Raw genomic sequence first — 20267 nt, forward strand, 5'->3', positions numbered from 1 at the left:
GGATTCCCCTTTTCGAGCCAAGACCGTGACCCACACTGCTTCAAGCCCGGCGAGGCCCGTTGAGCCGCCTCGCCTTGCCATCTTCAAGACCGGCGACAGCTTCGCCGATGTCGTCGCCGAGCACGGCGACTTCGAGGACCTGTTCAGCGCACGTCTCGACGGCTTTCGTCGTCGTGGCGGCGTCATCGAGGTGATCGACGTTCGCCGCCAACCGCTGCCGGCAATCAGTGATCAGGACGGGGTGATGGTGACCGGGTCCCACGCCATGGTGTCCGACCGGGAAGCCTGGAGCGAAGCGCTGAAACCCTGGCTGAGGGAGGCGCTCGACCGCGGCCTGCCACTGTTTGGCGTGTGCTATGGCCACCAGCTGATGGCCGAGGCCTTCGGCGGCAGCGCCGGCTACCACCCCCGAGGGCGGGAATGCGGCACGCGTACCCTCACGCTGACCGAGGCCGGTCGCGGGGACCCGCTGTTCGGTGCGCTGCCCGATGCTTTCGCCGCCCAGCTGACCCACGCCCAGAGCGCCCTGTCACGCCCCGAGGCCGCCACGGTCCTGGCGGCCAACGACCATGACCCCAACCAGGCCCTGCGCTATGGCCCAGCCCAGTACAGCGTGCAGTTCCACCCGGAATTCACCGTCCAGGTGACCGCGGCCTACCTGGCGCACCAGCGCGACATTCTTGTCGCTCAGGACGAGGACGTCGAGGCACTCGAGCGGTCTGTGATCGAGACCCCCGAGGCCAGCAGCCTGCTGGACGCCTTCGCCCTAACCCTGTTCGATCGGCGAAGCTAGCCAGACGAGATATCTCCAGGCAAGCAGGTCGCCTGGCGCTGGGCGATACGCGGCGCTGCACCCTGGTGCGGCGTCGCCTCGCGTTGCGGCTCCAGTGTCAGGCGGCAGCGCTCCCGCGGGCTCGGCCCCCAGCGAAGCTGATAGCCGCGGTGTGCATCGATTCCCCTGACCACTGCCATGCGCCCCTGACCCAGCACCGCCAGCACGTCGCCATCGGCGTCGATCAACTGCGCGCCGAAAGGCGCCGGCGTGGTCACCCGCACCAGGGTCGGCGCCCCCACCAGGGTGTCGTAGGTCAGCCTGACGATAGCGCCTCGGCGAGGCGCTACCCGCCTGGCATTGCCCTTGAGCTCGACGCCATCGGTCATGCCGGAGGGATCCAGCGCCACCCGGTTGTAGCGGTAAGGTGTCAGTCCGCTGATCGCCCCCTTGCCTCGCCCGTCCAGCAACACCTGGTCATGTTGAGAAATCGCCGCGCCCTTGGCGCCCGGCGCCTCGATGACCGCCATGGTCTCGCCTTGATCCCGCGTCAGCACCAGGCCACCCGCATAGGCAATGGCGGTGCCATCGGCGCTGGCGCTGTAGCTGCGGTAGTCATCTCCGGCGCTGAGGTTGAGGCCAAGACGTACCCTGGAGGTGTCCATCCCCAGGTTGCCGCCATAGCTTGAATCGTGCGACCGGTCATCACGGCTGTGGTTGACGTAGACACCATAGTTCAGCGCGCCGCTGTCGCCGCTGAGGTTCAACTGGCCCGAGCGATGATCGCCCCGATGGGCCAGATTGGAGGTCAGTTGCAGGTGGCCTCCCAGCGGAACGCTGAGATTGAGGTAGAACTCGTTGGTGTAGTCGCCTTCGGTCTCGCTACGGCCTGCGGTGGCGCTCAGGGTGCCCCAGGAGAAGCCACGACTGACACCGACCTGATAGGTGGTCGCGTCCTCGCGATCCCAGTAGTCGGCGCTGATGCCAGAGGCAAACAGCCTGGTGCCGCCGGCCAGGGTCTGGGTCAGATTGACCTCGAGACGTTGGCGTTCACGGTCCCGTGGTGAGGATGTCGTGCCGTCATCGCGCAGCAGCGCAACGTCCGAAAGGCTCAGATAGTGCTGACTGGAAAAACGGTAGTTGACCACCGACAGCTCGGTGTCGGTGGGATCAAAACGGGTGTTGTAGCTCACACGAAAGCTCTCGCCACGCGGGCTCTCCGGCTCACCGCTCAGCGCCTCCAGGTGATTCGCCCGGGTCATGGTGGCATCCAGCGCGAAGGCGCCCAACAGGGTCGACACGGCGCCACCGGCAAGCCCCGCCATATAGTCCTCGGCCAGGATGGCGCCGGAGTAGAGCGTCAGCCGATTGCTGACCCCGCGTCGGTATTCGGCCTGAACGAACCGGGGCAGGTCGACGAGGCCGTCATCCCGATACTCCCCCAGGGTCAGGTGGAAGCGGTGGGCGCCGGGTCGCAGCAACTGTGCCACCGAGGTATAGGGCAGCACGAAGGCGCGCTCGCTGCCGTCGGCCTCGGTAATGGTGACCTCAAGGTCGTCAGCCACATTGGTGGCGTAAAGGTCGTCGATGGCAAAGGGGCCGGGCGTCACGCTGGTCTCGTAGATGACGTCCTCCCCCTGACGGATCGTCACCCTGGCGTTGGTGCGAGCGGTGCCTCGCACTACCGGGGCGTAGCCCCGCCGGGACGGAGGCAGCATGGCATCGTCGCTGGCGAGCTGGACGCCGGTGAAGGGTATCGACTCGAATCCCATCCCGGAGGTCTGATACTCGCCGATGACCAGGTCGGCCTGCCAGGGCGTCACGTCGTGGCGCAGGTAGGTGTTGGTGACATGATAGTGGGCGGTCTCGCCACTGGCGTCATCGAGACTGGCATTGTGACGAAGCTGCCAACCGCCAAGGTTCACCCCGGCGTTGATCCCGAGTCGATAGTCCTCACGGGACTCCTGCCCGTCTCGCTCGCCACGGAAGGCATTGCTGTTGTAGCGAACAAAGGCGCCATTGATGCCGTCCTGCCACGCCTCGGCCGGCACCTTTCCCCTGACGCGATGTCGCAGATAGGCCTGGGGCACGCTCAGTTCAAGTCGCATGTTCGCCGAGTCGATCGAGCTATCGACGTAGGGATAGCGAGCGGCCAGATCGACGCACTCGCGGCCTGAGTCGCCTCCCCCTGCCGCGGGCTTCAGCGGCAGGCGCTTTATCGCATCAAGCGACAGACACAGACGCGTCCCTTCCGGGTCCTCACCGATCGTCACCGTCTCGCGACCGAACGCCTGGCCATTGACCAGAACGTCGAGTTCATAGCGACCAGGGGGGACCGTCATACCCTGCTCGAAGCGGGTCAGGTCCATGCCCTGGAGTGATCCTTTCAGCAGCTTGGCGTTGAAGGCGTACTCGACCCGGCGCTCGGACGCACCGCCGGTCACCCTGCTACCCTCGTCGGCCCGGGCGGACAGACCGGCGTCGGTGACGAGTGACAGCCCCAGCGCAACGAGCACAGACAGGCCTTCGTGCCGCCGAAAGCCTCGAACCTTGCCGGCTGCTGTGCCAGACAGACGTTTCACAGCTCGAATCGGCGCCGCTGCGTCACCCCGTAGTCATTGATCCAATCGAAGAAACCCTGGGAGGTTGCCAGCGGTTCGATGCCGAAACGGCGGGAGCTCTGGGCCGGGATCAGACTGCCACGCGCCGTGACCTGGTGCTCTTCGTTGCCCAGCCCGACCCGACGAAGCGACACACTGTAGGGGCTCTCATTGCGGGCCACCAGCGTCCAGCGGCCTGGCCCCCGCTCAAGCTCCCAGTGAAGCTGCTCGGCGGCCTGCTCGGGGGAAGCGGCAAGCCCGACGGGTCGATAGAACAGCTTGATGCGGGTGCGGTATGCCAGCTGCAGCACGTTTCGGTCCGGCGCCGCCTGGGTGGCGGGCACCTCCAGCACGTTCAACCAGTAGACAGACTCGCGATCGACAGGCGCCACCTCGCCCAGATAGGCGATCCGAATCGCCTGTCCTCCATGGGCATTGATGCGTGTCACCGGCGGTGTCGTCAGAAACGGCACCTCGACACTCTCCGGCGTGGAGTCCGGGTCGCCACGATCGATCCACACTTGCACCAGCGAGGGCGTATCACCCGCATTGGTCAGCGCGACGCTCACATCCCTGGCATCGGCGGGGTAGATCACCCGGGTGCCCGAGACCACCACACTGGCATCGACACGACTGACAAGGCTGCAAAGCGCCACCAGCGCCAACAGCGCCACTCCCCTTCCCCACGACTCCCGTACACGCATGATCCCTATGCCTTTCTGTAGCCTTTATGAAGCCTTGCCAGACGCCCTACCTCCGCGCACTTCTGCCAGTGCGGGCGGTCTGCGAGATCTATTGGTAGTTCAGGGTATACACCGCTGAGGTGCTGACGGTACCCGCGACGGCGTCCGCGCCACTGGCGTAATAGCGCGCGGTGTAGCGAAGTTGAGTCGCCGTGGTGTCGTCGGCCAGATCCATCGCGGTGGCATCATTGGCGATCAGATTGATCACCTTGTTGGTATGGTCGAGCAGTTGTATCTCGACGTTCTTGGCGCCGCCGGTGCCTGCGGTATTCACCAGATAGCCGGTGGCGGCATCGACATTGGTAGGCTCGAAGTACGGCTTCACATTGTCCACAGCAGCGGAGCAGTTCATGTCGATGGTGAAGGAGGTGTCACCCGCCGTCTCACCGCTCTTCAAGTCGCTGACACTGACCGTTGGAAGCACCACAGTGCCATCCCCGGTTCCCGCATTGTTGACCTTTACCGTACAGGTCGTGGCAAGCACCTTCCCGGATATCGTGATGGTGCCGGTGGCGGCGTATCCATTGCCTGCCAGGGTAAAAAGCATGACGCCAAGCAGCCATCCCTTGCCTGTTTTCCGTTCCATGTTCCGTCGCTCCATTGCAATCATGCCTTCAGCCCGGCCGGGACAAGAGAGACCCTGTCACCGCACCTGGATGTTACACTTTGCAACATTATGTCGTGCTTCGGCCATCAGGAGCGGCGGCATCGCATCAGAGGTTGACGTAGATCAGAGAGGGAAAGTCGACGTTGAGGGGAATGAGGATCGCATCGGGCCCGCTCCCCGGGAGCCAACGCCCAGGAAGCAGCGAAACATGCACACGCAAACGGGCCGGTGGATATCCACCGGCCCGTTCACGAAACTTGCCTTGTCGTGATCCGATGCGTCATCGGATCAACAGGGGCCTTGTTCCGGCTGTCGGCTCAGGCCCCTGGCACCCCGATCAGGCGCGCGACTGGCGACGCACAGGCGCCTCGTCATCGCGACGACGACGGGGAGCACGCTCGCCGCTGCGCTCGCCACCACGCTCAGCGCGATCACCGCCACGGTCTTCGCTGATTTCCAGCGGACGACCGGCCACACGGGCACGTGCCATCTTGGCCAGGATGCTGGCCGGCAGACCATTGGGCAGCTCCACGGTGGAAAAGCCGTTACGGATGTCGATGCGGCCAATACGGGCGCCTTCGATACCACCTTCGTTGGCCAGGGCTCCAACCAGTTGGCCTGGCTTGACGCCATCCTTGTGGCCGACGGAGACGCGGTAGCGGGTCATGCCTTCGCTGGGTCCACGGCTCTCGCGACGACGCTGCGGCTTGCCGTCACGCGGGGCGCGGTCATTGCGCTCCTTGCGCGGCGCCTGCAGGCGACCGATGGGTGCCTCGTCGGCACGCGCCATGGCGGAGAAGGCACAGGCCAGCTCGATGGGATCGTAGCCTTCCTCGACCAGACGCTCGACCAGAGCACGCTGCTCTTCGGCACCCTTGGTGACGGCGGCGATCACGCGCTGATGGAAGACGTTGTCGCGGTGGGCACGAATGGCGGCCTCGTCGGGCAGCTCCATGACCGCCATCTTCTGGCCGGTGGCCTGCTCGAGCCAACCTACCTTGCGGCCTTCACGGAAGCCGGCGAAGGTGATCGCCACACCGTTGCGGCCGGCACGGCCGGTACGGCCGATGCGGTGGGTGTAAGCCTCGGCATCCTGGGGCAGGTCATAGTTGATGACGTGGGTGATGCGCGGCACGTCGAGGCCACGAGCGGCCACGTCGGTGGCGATCAGCACATCGACCTTGGCACGCTTGAGGCGAGTGATGGTGCGCTCGCGCAGGCTCTGGTCCAGATCACCGGACAGGCTGGCGACGTTGACGCCACGCGCAGACAGCTGCTCCATCAGCGTGGTACAGGCGGCACGGGTGCGCACGAACACGATGGCGGCGTCCACCGGCTCGACTTCAAGGATGCGCGACAGCGCTTCCAGCTTGGCGCCACCATCGACGCGCACCAGGCGCTGTTCGATGCTCTCGGCGGTGGTGGTACGCGCCTCGATGGCGACCTTGACCGGATCCACCAGGTAGCGATTGACGATGCGCTCGATCTCGGTGGGCAGGGTCGCCGAGAAGAACACACGCTGGGCGTTCTCGGGGGTATCGGCGACAACACGCTTGACGTCGTCGATGAAGCCCATGCGCAGCATCTCGTCGGCTTCGTCCAGCACCAGAGCGTTGAGGCCGGAAAGCTTGAGGCTGCCACGATCCAGGTGATCGATGACGCGGCCGGGGGTACCGACCACTACCTGGGCGCCACGACGCAGCGCGCTGAGCTGCTCACGGTATTCCTGGCCGCCGCACAGGGTGGCGACTTCCAGACCCTTGAGGTTCTGGCCGTACTTGCTGAAGGAGACGGCTACCTGTTGAGCCAGCTCGCGGGTCGGTGCCAGCACCAGCACCTGGGGCTCACGCCGATCGAGTTCAATACGAGACAAGATGGGGAGCGCGAAGGCAGCGGTCTTGCCGGTGCCGGTCTGGGCCTGGCCCAGCATGTCGCGGCCTTCCAGCAGGGCTGGAATGGTCTGCGCCTGAATGGGCGAGGGAGTCTCGTAGCCCAGGGTCTCGATGGCGGAGAGAACGGCAGGCAGCAGGGCCAGATCACCAAAAGACGGTGAAGCGACAGTCGTCGAGGTCATGAATCACACCTTGGTAGGCCGGGGTTACCGGCAAAATAACGTGGTTGGCGTCCCTGACGCGCCCGTATTCGGGGCGAACAGAAATACGTCGCTCTACTCGTGGTAGAGCAAGGTCAACAAGTCTGTTGTCAACATTCGGAGTCGGGGACGCCGGTCGCACCTGGCATCGGCTCACGCAACTGCGTGGAGCCATCGTGGCGACCGTTTGCACCGCGGGCGTCGGGATCGACGTCGGGTGCTCCATCTTCACAATTCGAACGCGTCTTGCGCGTTGCAGCATCTGTTTGAACTCTCGAGGCCGCTTGGGCGTCGGAGGTCGCTGCGTCATGATGGTGGGGTCAACACATGCGAGGAGGGCGCATGCTACCATCGACTCATGGCTCTGACCAGCCCTTTTATGATCGAGCCCCCTTTTTCTGCACCGGAGACACCAATGCCCCAACTATGGGTCGACGCCGACGCCTGCCCCAGAGTCGCTCGCGACATCATCGTCCGCGCCGCCGAACGCACCACCACCCAGACCTGGTTCGTCGCCAACCACCAGATCCCGTTGCCCAGTTCGAAGTGGGTCAAGGCCATGGCGGTGAGCCACGGCTTCGACGCCGCCGACAACGAGATCGTCAGCCGCATCGCACCCGGTGACCTGCTGGTCACCGCCGATCTACCGCTGGCACTGGAGGCGCTGGACAAGGGGGCCATGGTAATGACCAACAGAGGCGAGACCCTGGATCGCAACAACATCAAGGCACGCGTGCAGATGCGCGACTTCATGGAGACGCTGCGTGCCAGCGGCGAGCACACCGGCGGCCCCAAGGGCTACTCGGACAGTGATCGACGGGAGTTTGCCAACGCCCTCGATCGCTGGCTGGCCAGGCACGCACGCTGATCGAGCCGCCCGGACCGGCTCACGAGCCGGTCCCCTCCCCCACCCACGGCTCACCAGCGGATCCTCTCCGCCAGCGTCTGACTCAGCCCTGGTAGACGCCTTCTGAGGCCAGACGCTCTCTGTCGTGGTCCCGATCCAGTCTCAGCACAGGCCCCAACGGCACGATGGCGTTGGGATTGATGGTGTCGTGGCTCATATAGTAGTGGCGCTGGATATGATCCAGGTCCACGGTCTCGGCGACACCCGGCCACTGGTAGAGCTCGCGCAGGTAGTGCGACAGATTGGGATAGTCCTCGATGCGATAGAGGTTGCACTTGAAGTGGCCATGGTAGACGGCATCGAAACGCACCAGGGTGGTGAACAGACGAATATCGGCCTCGGTCAGCCAGGCTCCGGCCAGATAGCGATGATTGGCAAGCCTCGCCTCGAGCCTGTCGAGACAGGCGAACAGCGCCGAGACGTGACGTTCGTAAACCGCCTGATCGGAGGCAAAGCCCGCCTTGTAGACACCATTGTTGATGTTGTCGTAGACGTCGGCGTTGATCTCGTCGATGGTCTGGCGCAGGAACTCGGGATAGAAGTCGAGGCGATTGCCGGTCAGCTCGTCGAAGGCCGAGTTGAACATTCGGACCAGTTCGGCCGACTCGTTGTTGACGATGCGCTTGCGCTGCTTGTCCCACAGCGCCGGGACGGTCACCCGACCGGTGTAGTGAGGGTCGGTCAGGGTGTAGAGCTCATGATGAAAGCTCACGCCGTTGATCGAGTCACCACTGGAGCCTTCGGCCTCGTTGTAGCTCCAGCCCTTGTCGCCCATCAGCGGACTGGTGTGGGAGACGCCGATCAGCGCGTCAAGCCCCTTGAGTCGCCGCATGATCAAGGTGCGATGGGCCCAGGGACAGGCCAGACACACGTACAGGTGAAAACGTCCCGCCTCGGCCTTGATGCCAGGCTGGCCATCGGGGCCCGGCGCGCCATCGGCGCTGACCCAGTCTCGCAACTGGGCGGTCTCTCGCACGAACTCGCCGCCGGTACTCTCGGTGTCGTACCACTGGTCGTGCCAGACCCCATCGATTAACAGTCCCATACGGTCTCTCCCGTGAAGCGCCTTGGAGCTCCCAGCATACGGTGGAAAGAATCGACCACAAGCGCACATTTTGCCGCCAACCTTTCGATTCTTTCGAACCCATTGCCTCCGATGTGCCCAGACCTCAGCAACTGCAGTCCCGGACAGCCTGGCGCAGATGCTCCGCCATGGCCCTGGTGGCGGGTCCCGCCCGGTCGGCGTCGCGATGATACAGCTGGATGGGCACCTCACGCGTACCGCCGGCCTGCAGCGGCAATGGCTTGAGCCGGCCACTGGCCAGTTGGTCGCGAATGCGGGTCTTGGGCAGCCAGGCAAACCCCAGCCCGTGCTCGAGCATCTCTACCGAGGTGGCGATATGGCTGACGGTCCAGCGCTGCTCGGCCTTGAGCCAGCCCGAATCGCGCGACGCCCTTTGCGACGAGTCCCTCACCACGACCTGGCGATGGTGCTCCAGATCCCTGAGGTCCAGCGGCCTGCTCATGGCATGCAGAGGGTGGTCCGGGTGAGCGACCGCGATAAATGGCACGCTGACCAGGGGTTCGCCCAGATAGCCCGACGTGGTCACCCCTGAAACCACCAGGTCGGCTCGGCCATCCTCGAGCATTTCCACACCACCATTGAGTACCGACTCGTGCAATTGCAGCCTGACTTGGGGAAGAGCGCTGGAGAAAGCTTCCATCGCCTTGGCCAGTACGTTCGAGGGAAAGATCTGGTCGATGCTCAGCACCACCTCGGCCTCCAGGCCTTCTCGCAGTCGAGCGGCGATATCCACGAGCGCGTCGGAGCTCTCCAGCAGCTGGCGGGCACGGCGCAGCAGCAAGGCCCCTTCCTCGGTAAGCCGAACCTGGCGCCCCACCGGTTCCAGCACCTTGACCCCCAACTGCTCCTCCAGCTTGTGCACTGCATGGTTGAGGGTCGAAGGGCTCTTGTGAACGGCTTCGGCGGCCCTGGCAAAGCCACCGTGATCGACCACGGCGGCCAGCATCTGCCACTGTGCGAGCGTGACACGCGACATGCTTGAATCCTTTTGACGATATCCATTGAGCATGCCAGCCGACGGCGCCAATGACACGACTTGGCATCGATGAAAGTCGCATCGATGAAAATCACGATACGCCCCTCCCGCGCGAGGCCTTGTACGGCGCCTGGCCAGTCATTGGACTTATATCAACAAAATGAGACTTATCGTCCTTCAGGGGGAGTAGAAAGCACTACGACTTACCGGGGGGTTGCATTTGTTCAACGCTAAGGGTCCAATGAAGAACAGTTAATAAACAGCGTTCGAACAGGGTTTTGTCACAGCTTCATCCATTCCTGGCGCCCCCGGTCACATAAACCACCGGGCGATGCGCCATCCGCTGTATGGCCATACAGTCTAGGCATACCATACTTCATGGGGTATGGTGCAATAGCCTATATATTTACCTTCATCAATTTTTCTATGGCCCTTTTACCATGATGCGAATCCTCCATTCGCTGCCCCGCACGCACAAGCTGCTGCTGTTACCCGTTGCCACCATGGTCACCGTGCTGGGCGCCCACAAGATTGTCACCACCTACGAAGACGTTCAGCGAGGCAATGAATCGCTGGAGTCAGTTCTGGTTCCGCTAGGAGAGTCTGCCTCGCCGGAACTGCCATCGCTGAACTTCGAGCGAACCCAGGTCGCCGAAGCCATCGACCTGGCGCTGGATGCCACCAGCCAGCACATCCCGATTTCCCAGCTCAAGGCCAGCGAAATCGTCGACATCGACTTCGTCGACGAGGCCCACGCCGACGTCAAGTTCGAGAACGCCATGCGTTCATCGTCGGGACTACCTCCTCTTACCTTACAATCCTCTCGCACGCTTCCTGGCGCCGCTGATTCATCCACCGCGGCGCCAGTTGCGTTGGACGGCAATCCGCAGCCGCCCGCCTTCAAGCTCGACGAAGGCTCCCTGCATATCGCCGTGGTGCTCGGCACCGTGGCCAGTGGGCTGCTGGAGCAGCAGTCACTGGACGTCGCCAGCGACGCCACTTCCTATGAGGATGTCAGCGAAGACGAGCTCGAACTGTTCGATGAAGGCCCGATCGTGCTCGAGGAAGAGATTGCGGCCAACGAGCCGTTCGTCCCGACCTGGCAGACCTATCGCGTCCAGCAGGGCGACACCTTCGCCGAAATGGCCGAAAAGACCCTGGGGCTGGGCTACAGCGAGGTCATGGCGCTGCTCGAGGACCTGCCCGACCAGAACGTGCTGACCCGCTGGCGCGTCGGTAACACCTTCGAGTATCAGCTTGGCGAGGACGGTCGACTGCTGGCGCTGCGCATCATGAAGAACGTGCGCGACGGCTACCTGATCGAACGCCAGGATTCAGGCTTTGACGTGGCGACCATCGAGCGTGCCGGCGAAGCCTCACAACGCCTTTACGCCGGCACCGTGAGCGGCAGCTTCGCTCGCTCCGCCGAGGCCGCAGGCCTGAGCCGTGCCGAAGTCTCGGAGATGGCACGGGTGCTCGAGAAGAAGCTCGACTTTCGCCGCGACACCCGTCGCGGAGACAGCTTCCGGGTACTGGTCGAGTCCGACATCATCGACGGCCAGCGCCTGGACCCCCGCGTGCTGGCGGTGTCCTACGACGGCGAGCGCATGGACCTGACGCTGGTGCGCAATCCCGAGGACAACAACTTCTACACCCCCGAAGGCCAGAGCCTCGACCCGGCCTTCAACCGCTACCCGTTCTCCGGCAGCTACCGCATCAGCTCCAACTTCAACCTCAACCGCCGCCATCCGATCACCGGCCGCGTCAGCCCGCACAAGGGCACGGACTTCGCCATGCCGATCGGCACCGGCATCGAGACCCCGGCCAATGGTCGCGTGGAAAAGGTCGGCAACCACCCGGCGGCGGGTCGCTATATCGTGATTCGTCACGACAATGGCTACAAGACACGCTACCTGCACCTGTCGCGCCCGCTGGTCAGCACCGGACAGCGCGTGACCATGGGCGAACGGATCGCCCTGTCGGGTAACACCGGTCGCAGCACCGGACCTCACCTGCACTACGAGGTCATGGTCAACAACAATCAGGTCAATGCGATGCGCGTGGCCCTTCCGGAAAACCAGAGCCTGTCCGGTCAGGCGCTGGCCTCCTTCCAGCAGGAAACCGGCCCCACCCTGGCCGCGCTTCAGACCGCCAAGCCCGGCTCCGAAGTGGCGCTGGCCAACGACCTGGCCGCCGACAGCGACATCTGATGCTCCGCTGCGGTTGATCACGACAAGGCCCTGCAACAAGGCCCTGCAACAAGGCCCTGCTGCGACACAGCAGGGCCTTGTCGTTTCAGTCCAAGAGACAGGGGCACACAATAGACAGGTGTAGAGAAGACAGGTGTAGAGAAGACAGGCTCAGTTCGGCGCCAGGCGCAGCAGCACCCTACAGCGCGTGGTATTCACCCGCCTGCCGTCCTCAGGCGCGCCCGCGCCAATAGTCCATGCGCCGGACCAACTGGTCCTTCCAGTGTTGCGCCAGGGCTTCGACACCGTGCAATTCGGCCATGGTATCCAGGGGCGCCCTGCGGTCTTCCAGCACCCGCCAGCAGGCCTCCACGCTCCACCTTTCATCACCGCGCTCGACCACCTCGATGACAGGCCCCGGCGCAATCCATCCTTCCTCCAGCACGCGGTAGAGCCAGCCCATCCGGGCCTCCTGCATAAAGGCCCGCGCCAGCCCCGGCTGGCCGGTACGGGCATCGACCTTGGCGCAGGGTTGCCTGGGCTGGGTCACCTGCACCAGCGCTTCGCCGATGCGATAGACGTCACCGATACGCACCTCGCGCTCATCGGCCCCTTGGCTCGCAATATTCTCACCCAGCACGCCGGCCTCCAGCACCACACCGGCGTCGGGATAGCGCTCGCTCCAGCGGGGATAGTGATCGGCGCAGTAGTGACACAGGGCGCGGTCCACCCCACCGTGGTCGACCTGATTGGCCTGGCTGTCATTGGAAAGCCCCAGTCGGGACAGCCATTGAGGCTCAGCGGCAGCGACCTTGTAGATACCACTCTTCTCACCGAAGCCCGGCAGCATCTGCGGCTCGCTGATATAGGGCCCCCTGACATCTGAAAATTCCATCCTTGCCCCCATCCTCCTTCTCTTGTCGCTATTCGCCGCCCATGCTTGAGCGCTTGTCGTGCTCCTTGCCCCCGCTTGCGAATGCCGCCTGGGAATCCTCCGGCTCCGCTGGACGCCCTGCATCAAGACGCACCGGTATTCAGCCGCCACGTGCGCCTTCATACATGACCATCCAGGCGACGCCGAAGCGATCCTTCACCAGGGCAAAGCGCTCGGCCCAGAAGGTTTCCGACAGGGGCAACATGATCTCTCCACCTTCAGCAAGCCCGGAACAAAGCCGTTCGGCTTCTTCGCGCGTGTCCACTGACAGCGCCAGAGAAAAGCCCTGAGGCGCCTCCCCAGAGGCGTCCGACCCCATCAGCACATGACCCGCCACCTCGATCTGCATATGCATGATGTGCTCTGGTGACGGTGTGCCCGCTTCCCCGCATCCAGCATCAGGTGCATCGGCGGGCATGTCCCTGTAGCGATGAAGCTCGCTCACTCGGCCGTTCATCAGCTCGGCATAGAACGCCAGGGCCTCTTCACACTGGCCGTCGAAAAACAGGTAAGGGTAGATTTGCATGAGCTTTTCCTGATGACTCAACGACGTTCTTTCGATGCTCGGGTCGGCGGTCCGAAGGACTGGCGCCGGACGTCATCAAGATAGCCCAGAAATCACTTCGACGAGGCGTAGTAGTCGTCCAGCAGCCGCATTCCCTGCTCGATGTCGGCGGTCACCGCGCGACAGAAGGCGTCCCTGTCCCCCCGGCGCAGCGCCTGGGTAATCTCACGATGGTGATCGTCGGCGATGGCGGAGCCGCCCCAACGCGTGCAGATAAAGCCCATGCTGGGACCGTATTGCTGCCATAGCTGCTCGACCAGCGGCAGCAATACCGTCGAGCCGCTCAGCCGGTAGATCAGAAAGTGAAAGGCGTGGTTGCCACGCATATAGCTCTTGAGATCAGCAGCTTCGATGGCACGATTGATGCCATCGTCCAACGCCTCCAGGGCGTCGATGTGCTGGTGCTCGATCGCGGTAAAGGCTTGCCGGGCCAACTCGGTTTCCAGCCGCCTGCGGGCGAACAGCACCTCGGTGAAGCGCTCCCGGCTCAAGTGCGGCACGATGATCTTGCGGCTGTCGACAAACTGCAGAGCCCCCTCGCTCACCAGCCAGCGCAGCGCCTCCCGAGCAGGCATGGCGCTGGTGTCATAGCAGGCGGCGATGCCGCGGATCGAAAGCACCTCGCCCGGACTGAAGGCCCCTTCGCACAGACGACGCCTCAGGTCCCGGTGAATTCGGGTCGAGGCGGTATCCGGCAGGTAGGGCGGAGGCGATGGTTCCGTGCCGATCGGCGCGACCATGGCGTCATCGCTATTGTCAGTATGAACGTCGGTCATTGCGCTTCCTTGTCACTCCTCTGTCCATTCCTCTCAGCCATTCCGCTCTTTATTCCCTTCTCCATTCCGCTCTCCATTCCTTTCTGCCATTCCGCTCTCTATTCCCTTCTCCATTCCCCTCGCCATTCCCCTCGCCATTCCTTTCTCCACTTCACTCCTCACGCCAACCCACTATAACTTTTCTATCACTCCCCTTTTGCTTCTTTTGCCGGCCGCCCGTCGACCGCTCGTCTGTCACCATCGGCGGAAAACCCGACAGGCCGCTGGCCTGCCACCATCACGGCGATATCTACCTGCGTCTGGCGTCAAGACTAGCCCATCTCGATGACGATAGCCCACGCCGAGACGCCGCAGCCTGGGCCGCCCAGGGTCGAATTCGCATCTTGTGCGCATCTGCAAGCCCTGCTAGTGTGATCACAACATGTGATCACACCAATAACAAGCTGCCATCGTTTCGGGAGTCGTCATGAGCGAACCGCGCTGCGCGTCCTACTACGCCGCGACCATCCACGAAGAAGCCGAATACCCCAGGCTCGAGGGCGAGCATCGGGTCGACGTTGCGGTGATCGGAGGCGGCTTCACCGGCGTCAACACCGCGCTGGAACTCGCCGAGCGTGGCTACCGGGTAGCGCTGGTCGAGGCCAACCGGATCGGTTGGGGGGCCAGCGGTCGCAATGGCGGTCAGGTCACCGGCAGCCTGTCGGGGCAGGATGCCATGCTCAAGCAGCTCTCCGGCCCGCTAGGGCGAGAGGCAGCCGAGAACTTCGTCTGGGATCTTCGCTGGCGAGGCCACCACATTCTGCGTCAGCGTGTCGACAAGTACGCCATCGCCTGTGACCTGAAGTTCGGCCACCTGCACGCCGCCTACCGACCGAGCCACATGGCCGAGCTTAAGCGCGACGTCGAAGCGGCCCAGGGCCACGAGATCGCCCGGCACCTGAGTTTGCTGGACGCCGATCAGACGCGCGAACTGGTGGGCACCGAGCTCTACCATGGCGCGGTGCGCAACGACTACAACATGCACCTGCACCCGCTGAACCTGTGTCTTGGCGAGGCCCGCGCCCTTGAGGACCTGGGCGGCTTGCTGTTCGAGGACACCCGGGTCACCGAGATTCGCCACGGCGCTACCCCCTGTGTCGTCACCGAGCGTGGCCAGATCCACGCCGACAGCGTGGTGCTGGCCGGCAACGCCTATCACCGGCTGGAGCGCAAGGCGCTCAAGGGCAAGCTGTTCCCCGCCTCTCTCGGCATCGTCACCACCGCCCCGCTGAGCCGGGAGCAGCAGGCCGCGATCAATCCCCAGGACCTGGCGGTCTACGACACCCGCTTCGTGCTCGACTACTACCGCCTGACCGCCGACGGTCGCCTGCTGTTCGGTGGCGGCGCCAACTATTCCGGCCAGGACTCAGCGGATATCGGCGCCGAACTGCGCCCCCGGCTCGAACACACCTTCCCGCAGCTCAAGGGCATCGCGCTCGACTACCAGTGGCAGGGCAAGGCGGGCATCGTGATCAACCGCATCCCTCAGCTCGGCAAGCTGTCACCCAACGTCTTCTACGCCCAGGGCTACTCGGGCCACGGCATCGCCACCTCGCACATCGTCGGCAACATCATGGCCAGGGCGGTCAGCGGTCAGCTGGAGGAGTTCGACCTGTTCGCCGACATGCGCCACTGGCGCATCCCGGTCAGCGAGCGCCTCGGCAACGGCCTGTTGGCCGCGGGCATGTGGTACTACCAGTTGCGCGAAAAACTGCGCTGAGCGTCCGCCGCCGACTCGCCGTCGGCAGCTCGATATCGACCGGACCTTTCACCATCAACGACGCCAACGACAACATCAACGACAACCAATAGCTGTCACGCCACGCTCCTGATCGACGCGACCCACGGCCATCGCCAGGTCGCTTCACCAACAACAATGATCGTCCAGGAGGACATCCATGGAAGCGTTTTTCCCCGCAGGCGGCTGGCTGGTGCTGCTGCCCACCGCCGTTGTACTGCTGCTGGCACTGTGGAGCCGTCGCGCGCTCGAGCCGCTGGTGGCCGGCGCCTTCGTCGGCACCCTGTTGATCGAGCCGACCAGCGCCCTGTCCACCCTTTCCGAGAGCCTGCTCAACGTCCTGACCGACGAGGACGTGGCCTGGGTGATCGCGGTATGCGGGCTGATGGGCTCGATCATTGCGCTGCTGCTGAAATCCGGCGCCTCGCGTTCCTTCGCCGAAAGCCTGTTGCGCTACATCACCAGCAAGCCCCGGGCGCTGCTCGGCTGCTGGTTCATGGGCATCGTGCTGTTCGTCGACGACTACCTCAACTCCCTGGCGGTCGGCACCTCGATGCGTCAGGTGACGGACCGCTTCAAGACGTCGCGAGAGATGCTGGCCTACGTCATCGACTCCACCGCCGCACCGATCAGCGTACTGATCCCGATCTCGACCTGGGCGGTGTTCTTCGGCGCGCTGATCGAAAAGAACGGCCTGGCCGCCGACGGCCAGGGAGTCTGGACCTATATCCAGGCCATCCCCTTCATGTTCTATCCGTGGATCGCGGTGGCCATGGTGCCGCTGGTCGCCTACGGCAAGATTCCGCTGTTCGGCCCGATGAAGCGCGCCGAGCAGCGCGCCCAGCTCGAGGGTCGCTGCGTGCCGCCCGGCGCCGAGCACATCGATGAAGAGATCGCCCACCTGGCGGCCAAGGACCAGACACGCAGCAGCGTCTGGATGTTCCTGCTGCCGATGATGTCGCTGGCCTTCTTCACCTGGTACTTCGATCTCGATTTCCTGATGGGCATCTTCGTGACCCTGGCCGGCATGATCGTGGCCTTCATCGGCCTGAAGAAGCTGACCCCCGGCGAGACCTTCGACAACATTCTGGAGGGCTTCAAGTCGATGCTGGATGCCCTGGCGGTGCTGGTGGCGGCCTTCATGTTCAATGACGTCAACACCACCCTGGGACTCAACGAGTACATCATCACCACGGTCGAACCGCTGATCAACGCCCAGATCCTGCCCTTCATCATCTTTGCGCTGATGGGCTTCGTCTCCTTCGCCACCGGTTCCAACTGGGGCGTGTTCGTGATCATCCTGCCCATCGTCACCACCCTGGGCCACAATCTGGGCGCCGACATGACGCTGGTGATCGGTGCCACCCTCTCGGCCAGCACCTTCGGCAGCCACGCCTGCTTCTATTCGGACGCCACGGTGCTGACGGCCCAAGCCAGCGGCTGCACGCCCTTCCAGCACGCCTTTACCCAACTGCCCTACGCGGCCCTGGCCGGCTTGCTGGCCGCCGCCCTCTATCTGGTACTGGGATTCATGTGATGACGAAAGCACCGTCCAACGACGCCATCTTCTGGTCACACCGAGACAACGGGCGAGTCCCACTCGCCCCCCTCTCCATTGATAAACAGGCCATCGGTGAACAGACCGGGGATAAACAGGCTATCGATGAACAGACCGGGGATGAACAGGCAGACGTGGTCATTGTCGGCGGTGGCTTCACCGGCCTGTGGACCGCCTATCACCTCAAGCGCCTGGCCCCGGAGAAAGACATCCGGGTCCTCGAGGCCAGGCGTTTCGGCCACGGCGCCTCCGGGCGAAACGGGGGCTGGGTGGTGGGCAACCTGGCGGGCCTCGAGCGGCACCTGAAGGGCCTGACCCTGGCCCGGCGCCAGGCGCTGTGCGAGCTTTTGTCCGCCAATGTCGACGAGATCGGCACGACCCTCTCGCAGGAAGCCATCGACGCCGACTTCCACAAGGGTGGGGCGCTCTACGCGGCGGCGCGCTACCCGGCCCAGGAGGCGCTCCAGCGGGACTACCTCGCACACCTACTGGAACTCGGCCATCGCCAGCATGACTGCCGCTGGCTGTCCGCCGACGAACTCAGCGACCGGGCCCGCTTCCGCCGCCCCTTCGGTGGCATCTTTCATCGTCAGGTCGCCACGCTGCACCCCGGCAAGCTGATCGATGGGCTGGTCGAGCGACTCGCGGCCATGCGGGTCAGGCTTTACGAACAAAGCCCGGCGACGAGCATCGACGACGGCAAGGTGACCACGCCCCAGGGCAGCATCCGCGCGCCGATGATCGTGATGGCCACCGAAGGCTACAACACCCTGCCCCAGCTACGTCCCCACCTGGTCCCGGTCTCCAGCCTGGTGATCGCCACCGAGCCCTTGAGTCAGAGCCAGTGGGATGCCATCGGCCTGGCACAGCGGCCGACCTTCGCCGACGCCAGCCGGTTGATCAACTACGGCCATCGCAGCCGCGATGGTCGCCTGATCTTCGGCGCCAGGGGTCGCTACCGCTTCAACGCCCGTCCGCGTCACCAGGCCTCCATCACCCAGGGCGACATCCAGATGCGCAAGGCGCTGCTCCAGGATCTGTTTCCCGACCTCGGCGAGGTCGATATCAGCCACGGCTGGGGCGGCACCCTGGGCCTCTCGCGCAGTTTTCGCCCCCACGCCCTCGTCGATCGGCGAGCCGGCATCGCCACCGCCGGCGGCTATGCCGGCGAAGGCGTCGCCGCCAGCCACCTGATGGCGCGCACCCTGGCCGAGATGCTCTGTGGACAGGACACTCCGCTGACACGGGCCCCCTGGGCCTTCGATGGCTGTGCACTGGACCAGGTGGTTCGTCGCTGGGAGCCCGAACCCCTGCGCTGGCTGGGCGCCCAGACCATCACCCTGAGCTACGCCACCGAGGAGGCCCTGGCGTCGCGTGAGCGCCACCTGCCGCTGATCGGCCCGGCGCTGAGCCGACTCAACGACCGTTTTGCCGCCGTGATCGAGTAGACAGCGACAGCCGCGATGCAGGCCGCACACTCGTCACCTTGCCCCGGAACTGCCAAAGGAGACACCGCCATGTTGATCGTTCATAGCGACGCCACCCGCGACCGTCGCACTCTCACCGAGCTGTTTGCCGGCCAACTGGTCGCGCCCTTCGAGTGTCCCGAGCGGGTGGACTACATCATCGAACGCGCCAGGACCGAGTCCATCGGCGAGATCCGCGGCCCCGACGAGCATGGACTGGAGCCGGTGCTGGCCATCCATGACGCGGACTACATCGACTTTCTGCGGGTTGCCTGGCGCGACTGGCAGGCGGCCGGTTACCAAGGCGAAGCGATTCCCAATATCTGGCCGACACGACGGATGCCCGGCGGCCCCATACCCCGCCATATCGAGGGCCGCCTTGGCTACTACGCCCTGGCCGGAGAAACCTCGCTGAACGCCGACACCTTCGCGGCGGCCCTGCTCAGCAAGGACATCGCCCTGACCGCCCTGGACCAGGTGCTCGACAGCGGCGCGCCAGCCTTCGCCCTGTGCCGACCGCCCGGCCATCACGCCGCGCGGGACCAGTACGGCGGCTACTGCTTCATCAACAACGTGGCGGTATCCGCCCAGCGGGCACTGGACCGGGGCCACCGGCGTGTCGCCATCCTCGACATCGACTTCCACCACGGCAACGGCACCCAGGACATCTTCTACGAGCGCAGCGACGTGCTCACTCTCTCGCTGCACGGCGACCCCATGGACGAGTTTCCCTACTTTCTCGGCTTCGCCAACGAGACCGGACGAGGTGACGGCGAGGGCTACAACGTCAACTACCCCCTGCCCAGCGGCACCGACTACGCCCGTTGGGCGCAGGCACTGGATGACGCCATCGCGCGCGTCAGGGACTTCGCCCCGGACATGCTGATCATCGCCCTCGGGGTCGACACCTTCAAGAACGATCCGATCAGCTCCTTCACCCTGCAAAGCGACGACTATCTGGACATCGGCGCCCGCCTCAAGCGCATCGGACTGCCCACACTATTCGTGATGGAAGGCGGCTACGCGGTGGAAGAGATCGGGGTCAATGCGATCAACGTGCTCAAGGGCTTCGACAACGCCTGAGCCCCGGCACGCGGCACAAGGCACGACCGATTCGACGAAAACGCTGGACGCCCCGTACGACATCAGTAGGTCGCTTGTCCCGGACGGGCGTCAGCGCCACGCGAGCACCGCCGGTTTTCCATACTGGTTTGCCACGGG

General features: G+C 64.2%; 16 protein-coding genes. 7 read left to right on the forward strand and 9 right to left on the reverse strand.

Annotated elements, in window-relative coordinates:
* The first annotated feature begins 25 nt into the window (after positions 1–25).
* Entirely contained in the window at positions 26–793 is a 768-nt protein-coding gene (locus NFI08_RS11725; RefSeq protein WP_108449698.1) for a glutamine amidotransferase, read from the forward strand.
* Here NFI08_RS11725 and NFI08_RS11730 read toward each other — a convergent pair.
* From NFI08_RS11730 to NFI08_RS11745, 4 genes are all read right to left on the reverse strand, one after another.
* Positions 790–3288 carry a fimbria/pilus outer membrane usher protein gene (locus NFI08_RS11730; protein WP_349589521.1) on the reverse strand — a complete coding sequence of 833 codons (2499 nt, stop codon included), beginning with the start codon at positions 3286–3288 and terminating at the stop codon, positions 790–792. The two genes, NFI08_RS11725 and NFI08_RS11730, sit on opposite strands and share 4 nt — an antisense overlap.
* Before the next feature lie 62 nt (positions 3289–3350).
* A complete protein-coding gene (locus NFI08_RS11735; protein WP_045991900.1) occupies positions 3351–4076 on the reverse strand; it encodes a fimbrial biogenesis chaperone in 726 nt (241 codons plus the stop codon).
* An 88-nt stretch (positions 4077–4164) separates the two neighbouring features.
* Positions 4165–4701, reverse strand: a complete 537-nt coding sequence (locus NFI08_RS11740) for a fimbrial protein (RefSeq protein WP_052704279.1) — start codon at positions 4699–4701, stop codon at positions 4165–4167.
* Positions 4702–5059: 358 nt separating this feature from the next.
* Positions 5060–6796 (reverse strand): DEAD/DEAH box helicase, encoded by a 1737-nt coding sequence (locus tag NFI08_RS11745; protein WP_108449702.1) that lies wholly within the window; start codon positions 6794–6796, stop codon positions 5060–5062.
* Positions 6797–7229: 433 nt separating this feature from the next.
* Between NFI08_RS11745 and NFI08_RS11750 the strand changes: the two genes are divergently transcribed.
* The gene (locus tag NFI08_RS11750) at positions 7230–7682 is read left to right on the forward strand and encodes a YaiI/YqxD family protein (RefSeq protein ID WP_045991898.1); all 453 of its coding nucleotides are present in this window, start codon (positions 7230–7232) and stop codon (positions 7680–7682) included.
* Positions 7683–7764: 82 nt separating this feature from the next.
* Here the strand turns inward: NFI08_RS11750 and NFI08_RS11755 are convergent, their stop codons facing one another.
* Together NFI08_RS11755 and NFI08_RS11760 are read right to left on the reverse strand one after the other, a co-directional pair.
* A complete protein-coding gene (locus tag NFI08_RS11755; protein WP_349589527.1) occupies positions 7765–8766 on the reverse strand; it encodes a glutathione S-transferase family protein in 1002 nt (333 codons plus the stop codon).
* A 124-nt stretch (positions 8767–8890) separates the two neighbouring features.
* On the reverse strand, positions 8891–9781 hold the full coding sequence (locus tag NFI08_RS11760; protein ID WP_045991896.1) for a LysR family transcriptional regulator: 891 nt from the start codon (positions 9779–9781) through the stop codon (positions 8891–8893).
* 440 nt (positions 9782–10221) lie between these two features.
* Between NFI08_RS11760 and NFI08_RS11765 the strand changes: the two genes are divergently transcribed.
* Entirely contained in the window at positions 10222–11991 is a 1770-nt protein-coding gene (locus NFI08_RS11765; protein ID WP_045991895.1) for a peptidoglycan DD-metalloendopeptidase family protein, read from the forward strand.
* A 211-nt stretch (positions 11992–12202) separates the two neighbouring features.
* Here NFI08_RS11765 and NFI08_RS11770 read toward each other — a convergent pair whose 3' ends face one another.
* The 3 genes from NFI08_RS11770 to NFI08_RS11780 all read right to left on the reverse strand — a co-directional run bounded on the left by NFI08_RS11770 (position 12203) and on the right by NFI08_RS11780 (position 14245).
* The gene (locus NFI08_RS11770) at positions 12203–12865 is read right to left on the reverse strand and encodes an MOSC domain-containing protein (protein ID WP_162816517.1); all 663 of its coding nucleotides are present in this window, start codon (positions 12863–12865) and stop codon (positions 12203–12205) included.
* Positions 12866–13004: 139 nt separating this feature from the next.
* Complete coding sequence (locus tag NFI08_RS11775) at positions 13005–13451, reverse strand: VOC family protein (RefSeq protein WP_124802494.1); 447 nt, start codon at positions 13449–13451, stop codon at positions 13005–13007.
* Between the two features lie 71 nt (positions 13452–13522).
* A complete protein-coding gene (locus NFI08_RS11780; RefSeq protein ID WP_108449706.1) occupies positions 13523–14245 on the reverse strand; it encodes a GntR family transcriptional regulator in 723 nt (240 codons plus the stop codon).
* Positions 14246–14711: 466 nt separating this feature from the next.
* On the opposite strand from NFI08_RS11780, the gene NFI08_RS11785 reads away from it, so the two are divergent.
* From NFI08_RS11785 to NFI08_RS11800, 4 genes are all read left to right on the forward strand, one after another.
* Entirely contained in the window at positions 14712–16004 is a 1293-nt protein-coding gene (locus tag NFI08_RS11785; RefSeq protein ID WP_108449707.1) for an NAD(P)/FAD-dependent oxidoreductase, read from the forward strand.
* Between the two features lie 178 nt (positions 16005–16182).
* Positions 16183–17559 (forward strand): Na+/H+ antiporter NhaC family protein, encoded by a 1377-nt coding sequence (locus tag NFI08_RS11790; protein WP_045991891.1) that lies wholly within the window; start codon positions 16183–16185, stop codon positions 17557–17559.
* Positions 17559–19028, forward strand: coding sequence for an NAD(P)/FAD-dependent oxidoreductase (locus NFI08_RS11795; protein ID WP_349589534.1), 1470 nt, complete (start codon positions 17559–17561; stop codon positions 19026–19028). Before NFI08_RS11790 ends, NFI08_RS11795 begins: the two co-directional genes overlap by 1 nt.
* 69 nt (positions 19029–19097) lie before the next feature.
* Complete coding sequence (locus NFI08_RS11800; protein WP_108449709.1) at positions 19098–20129, forward strand: histone deacetylase family protein; 1032 nt, start codon at positions 19098–19100, stop codon at positions 20127–20129.
* Positions 20130–20267 lie beyond the last annotated feature (138 nt).

The sequence above is a fragment of the Halomonas sp. EF61 genome (assembly GCF_040147045.1).
Lineage (GTDB): Bacteria > Pseudomonadota > Gammaproteobacteria > Pseudomonadales > Halomonadaceae > Halomonas > Halomonas litopenaei.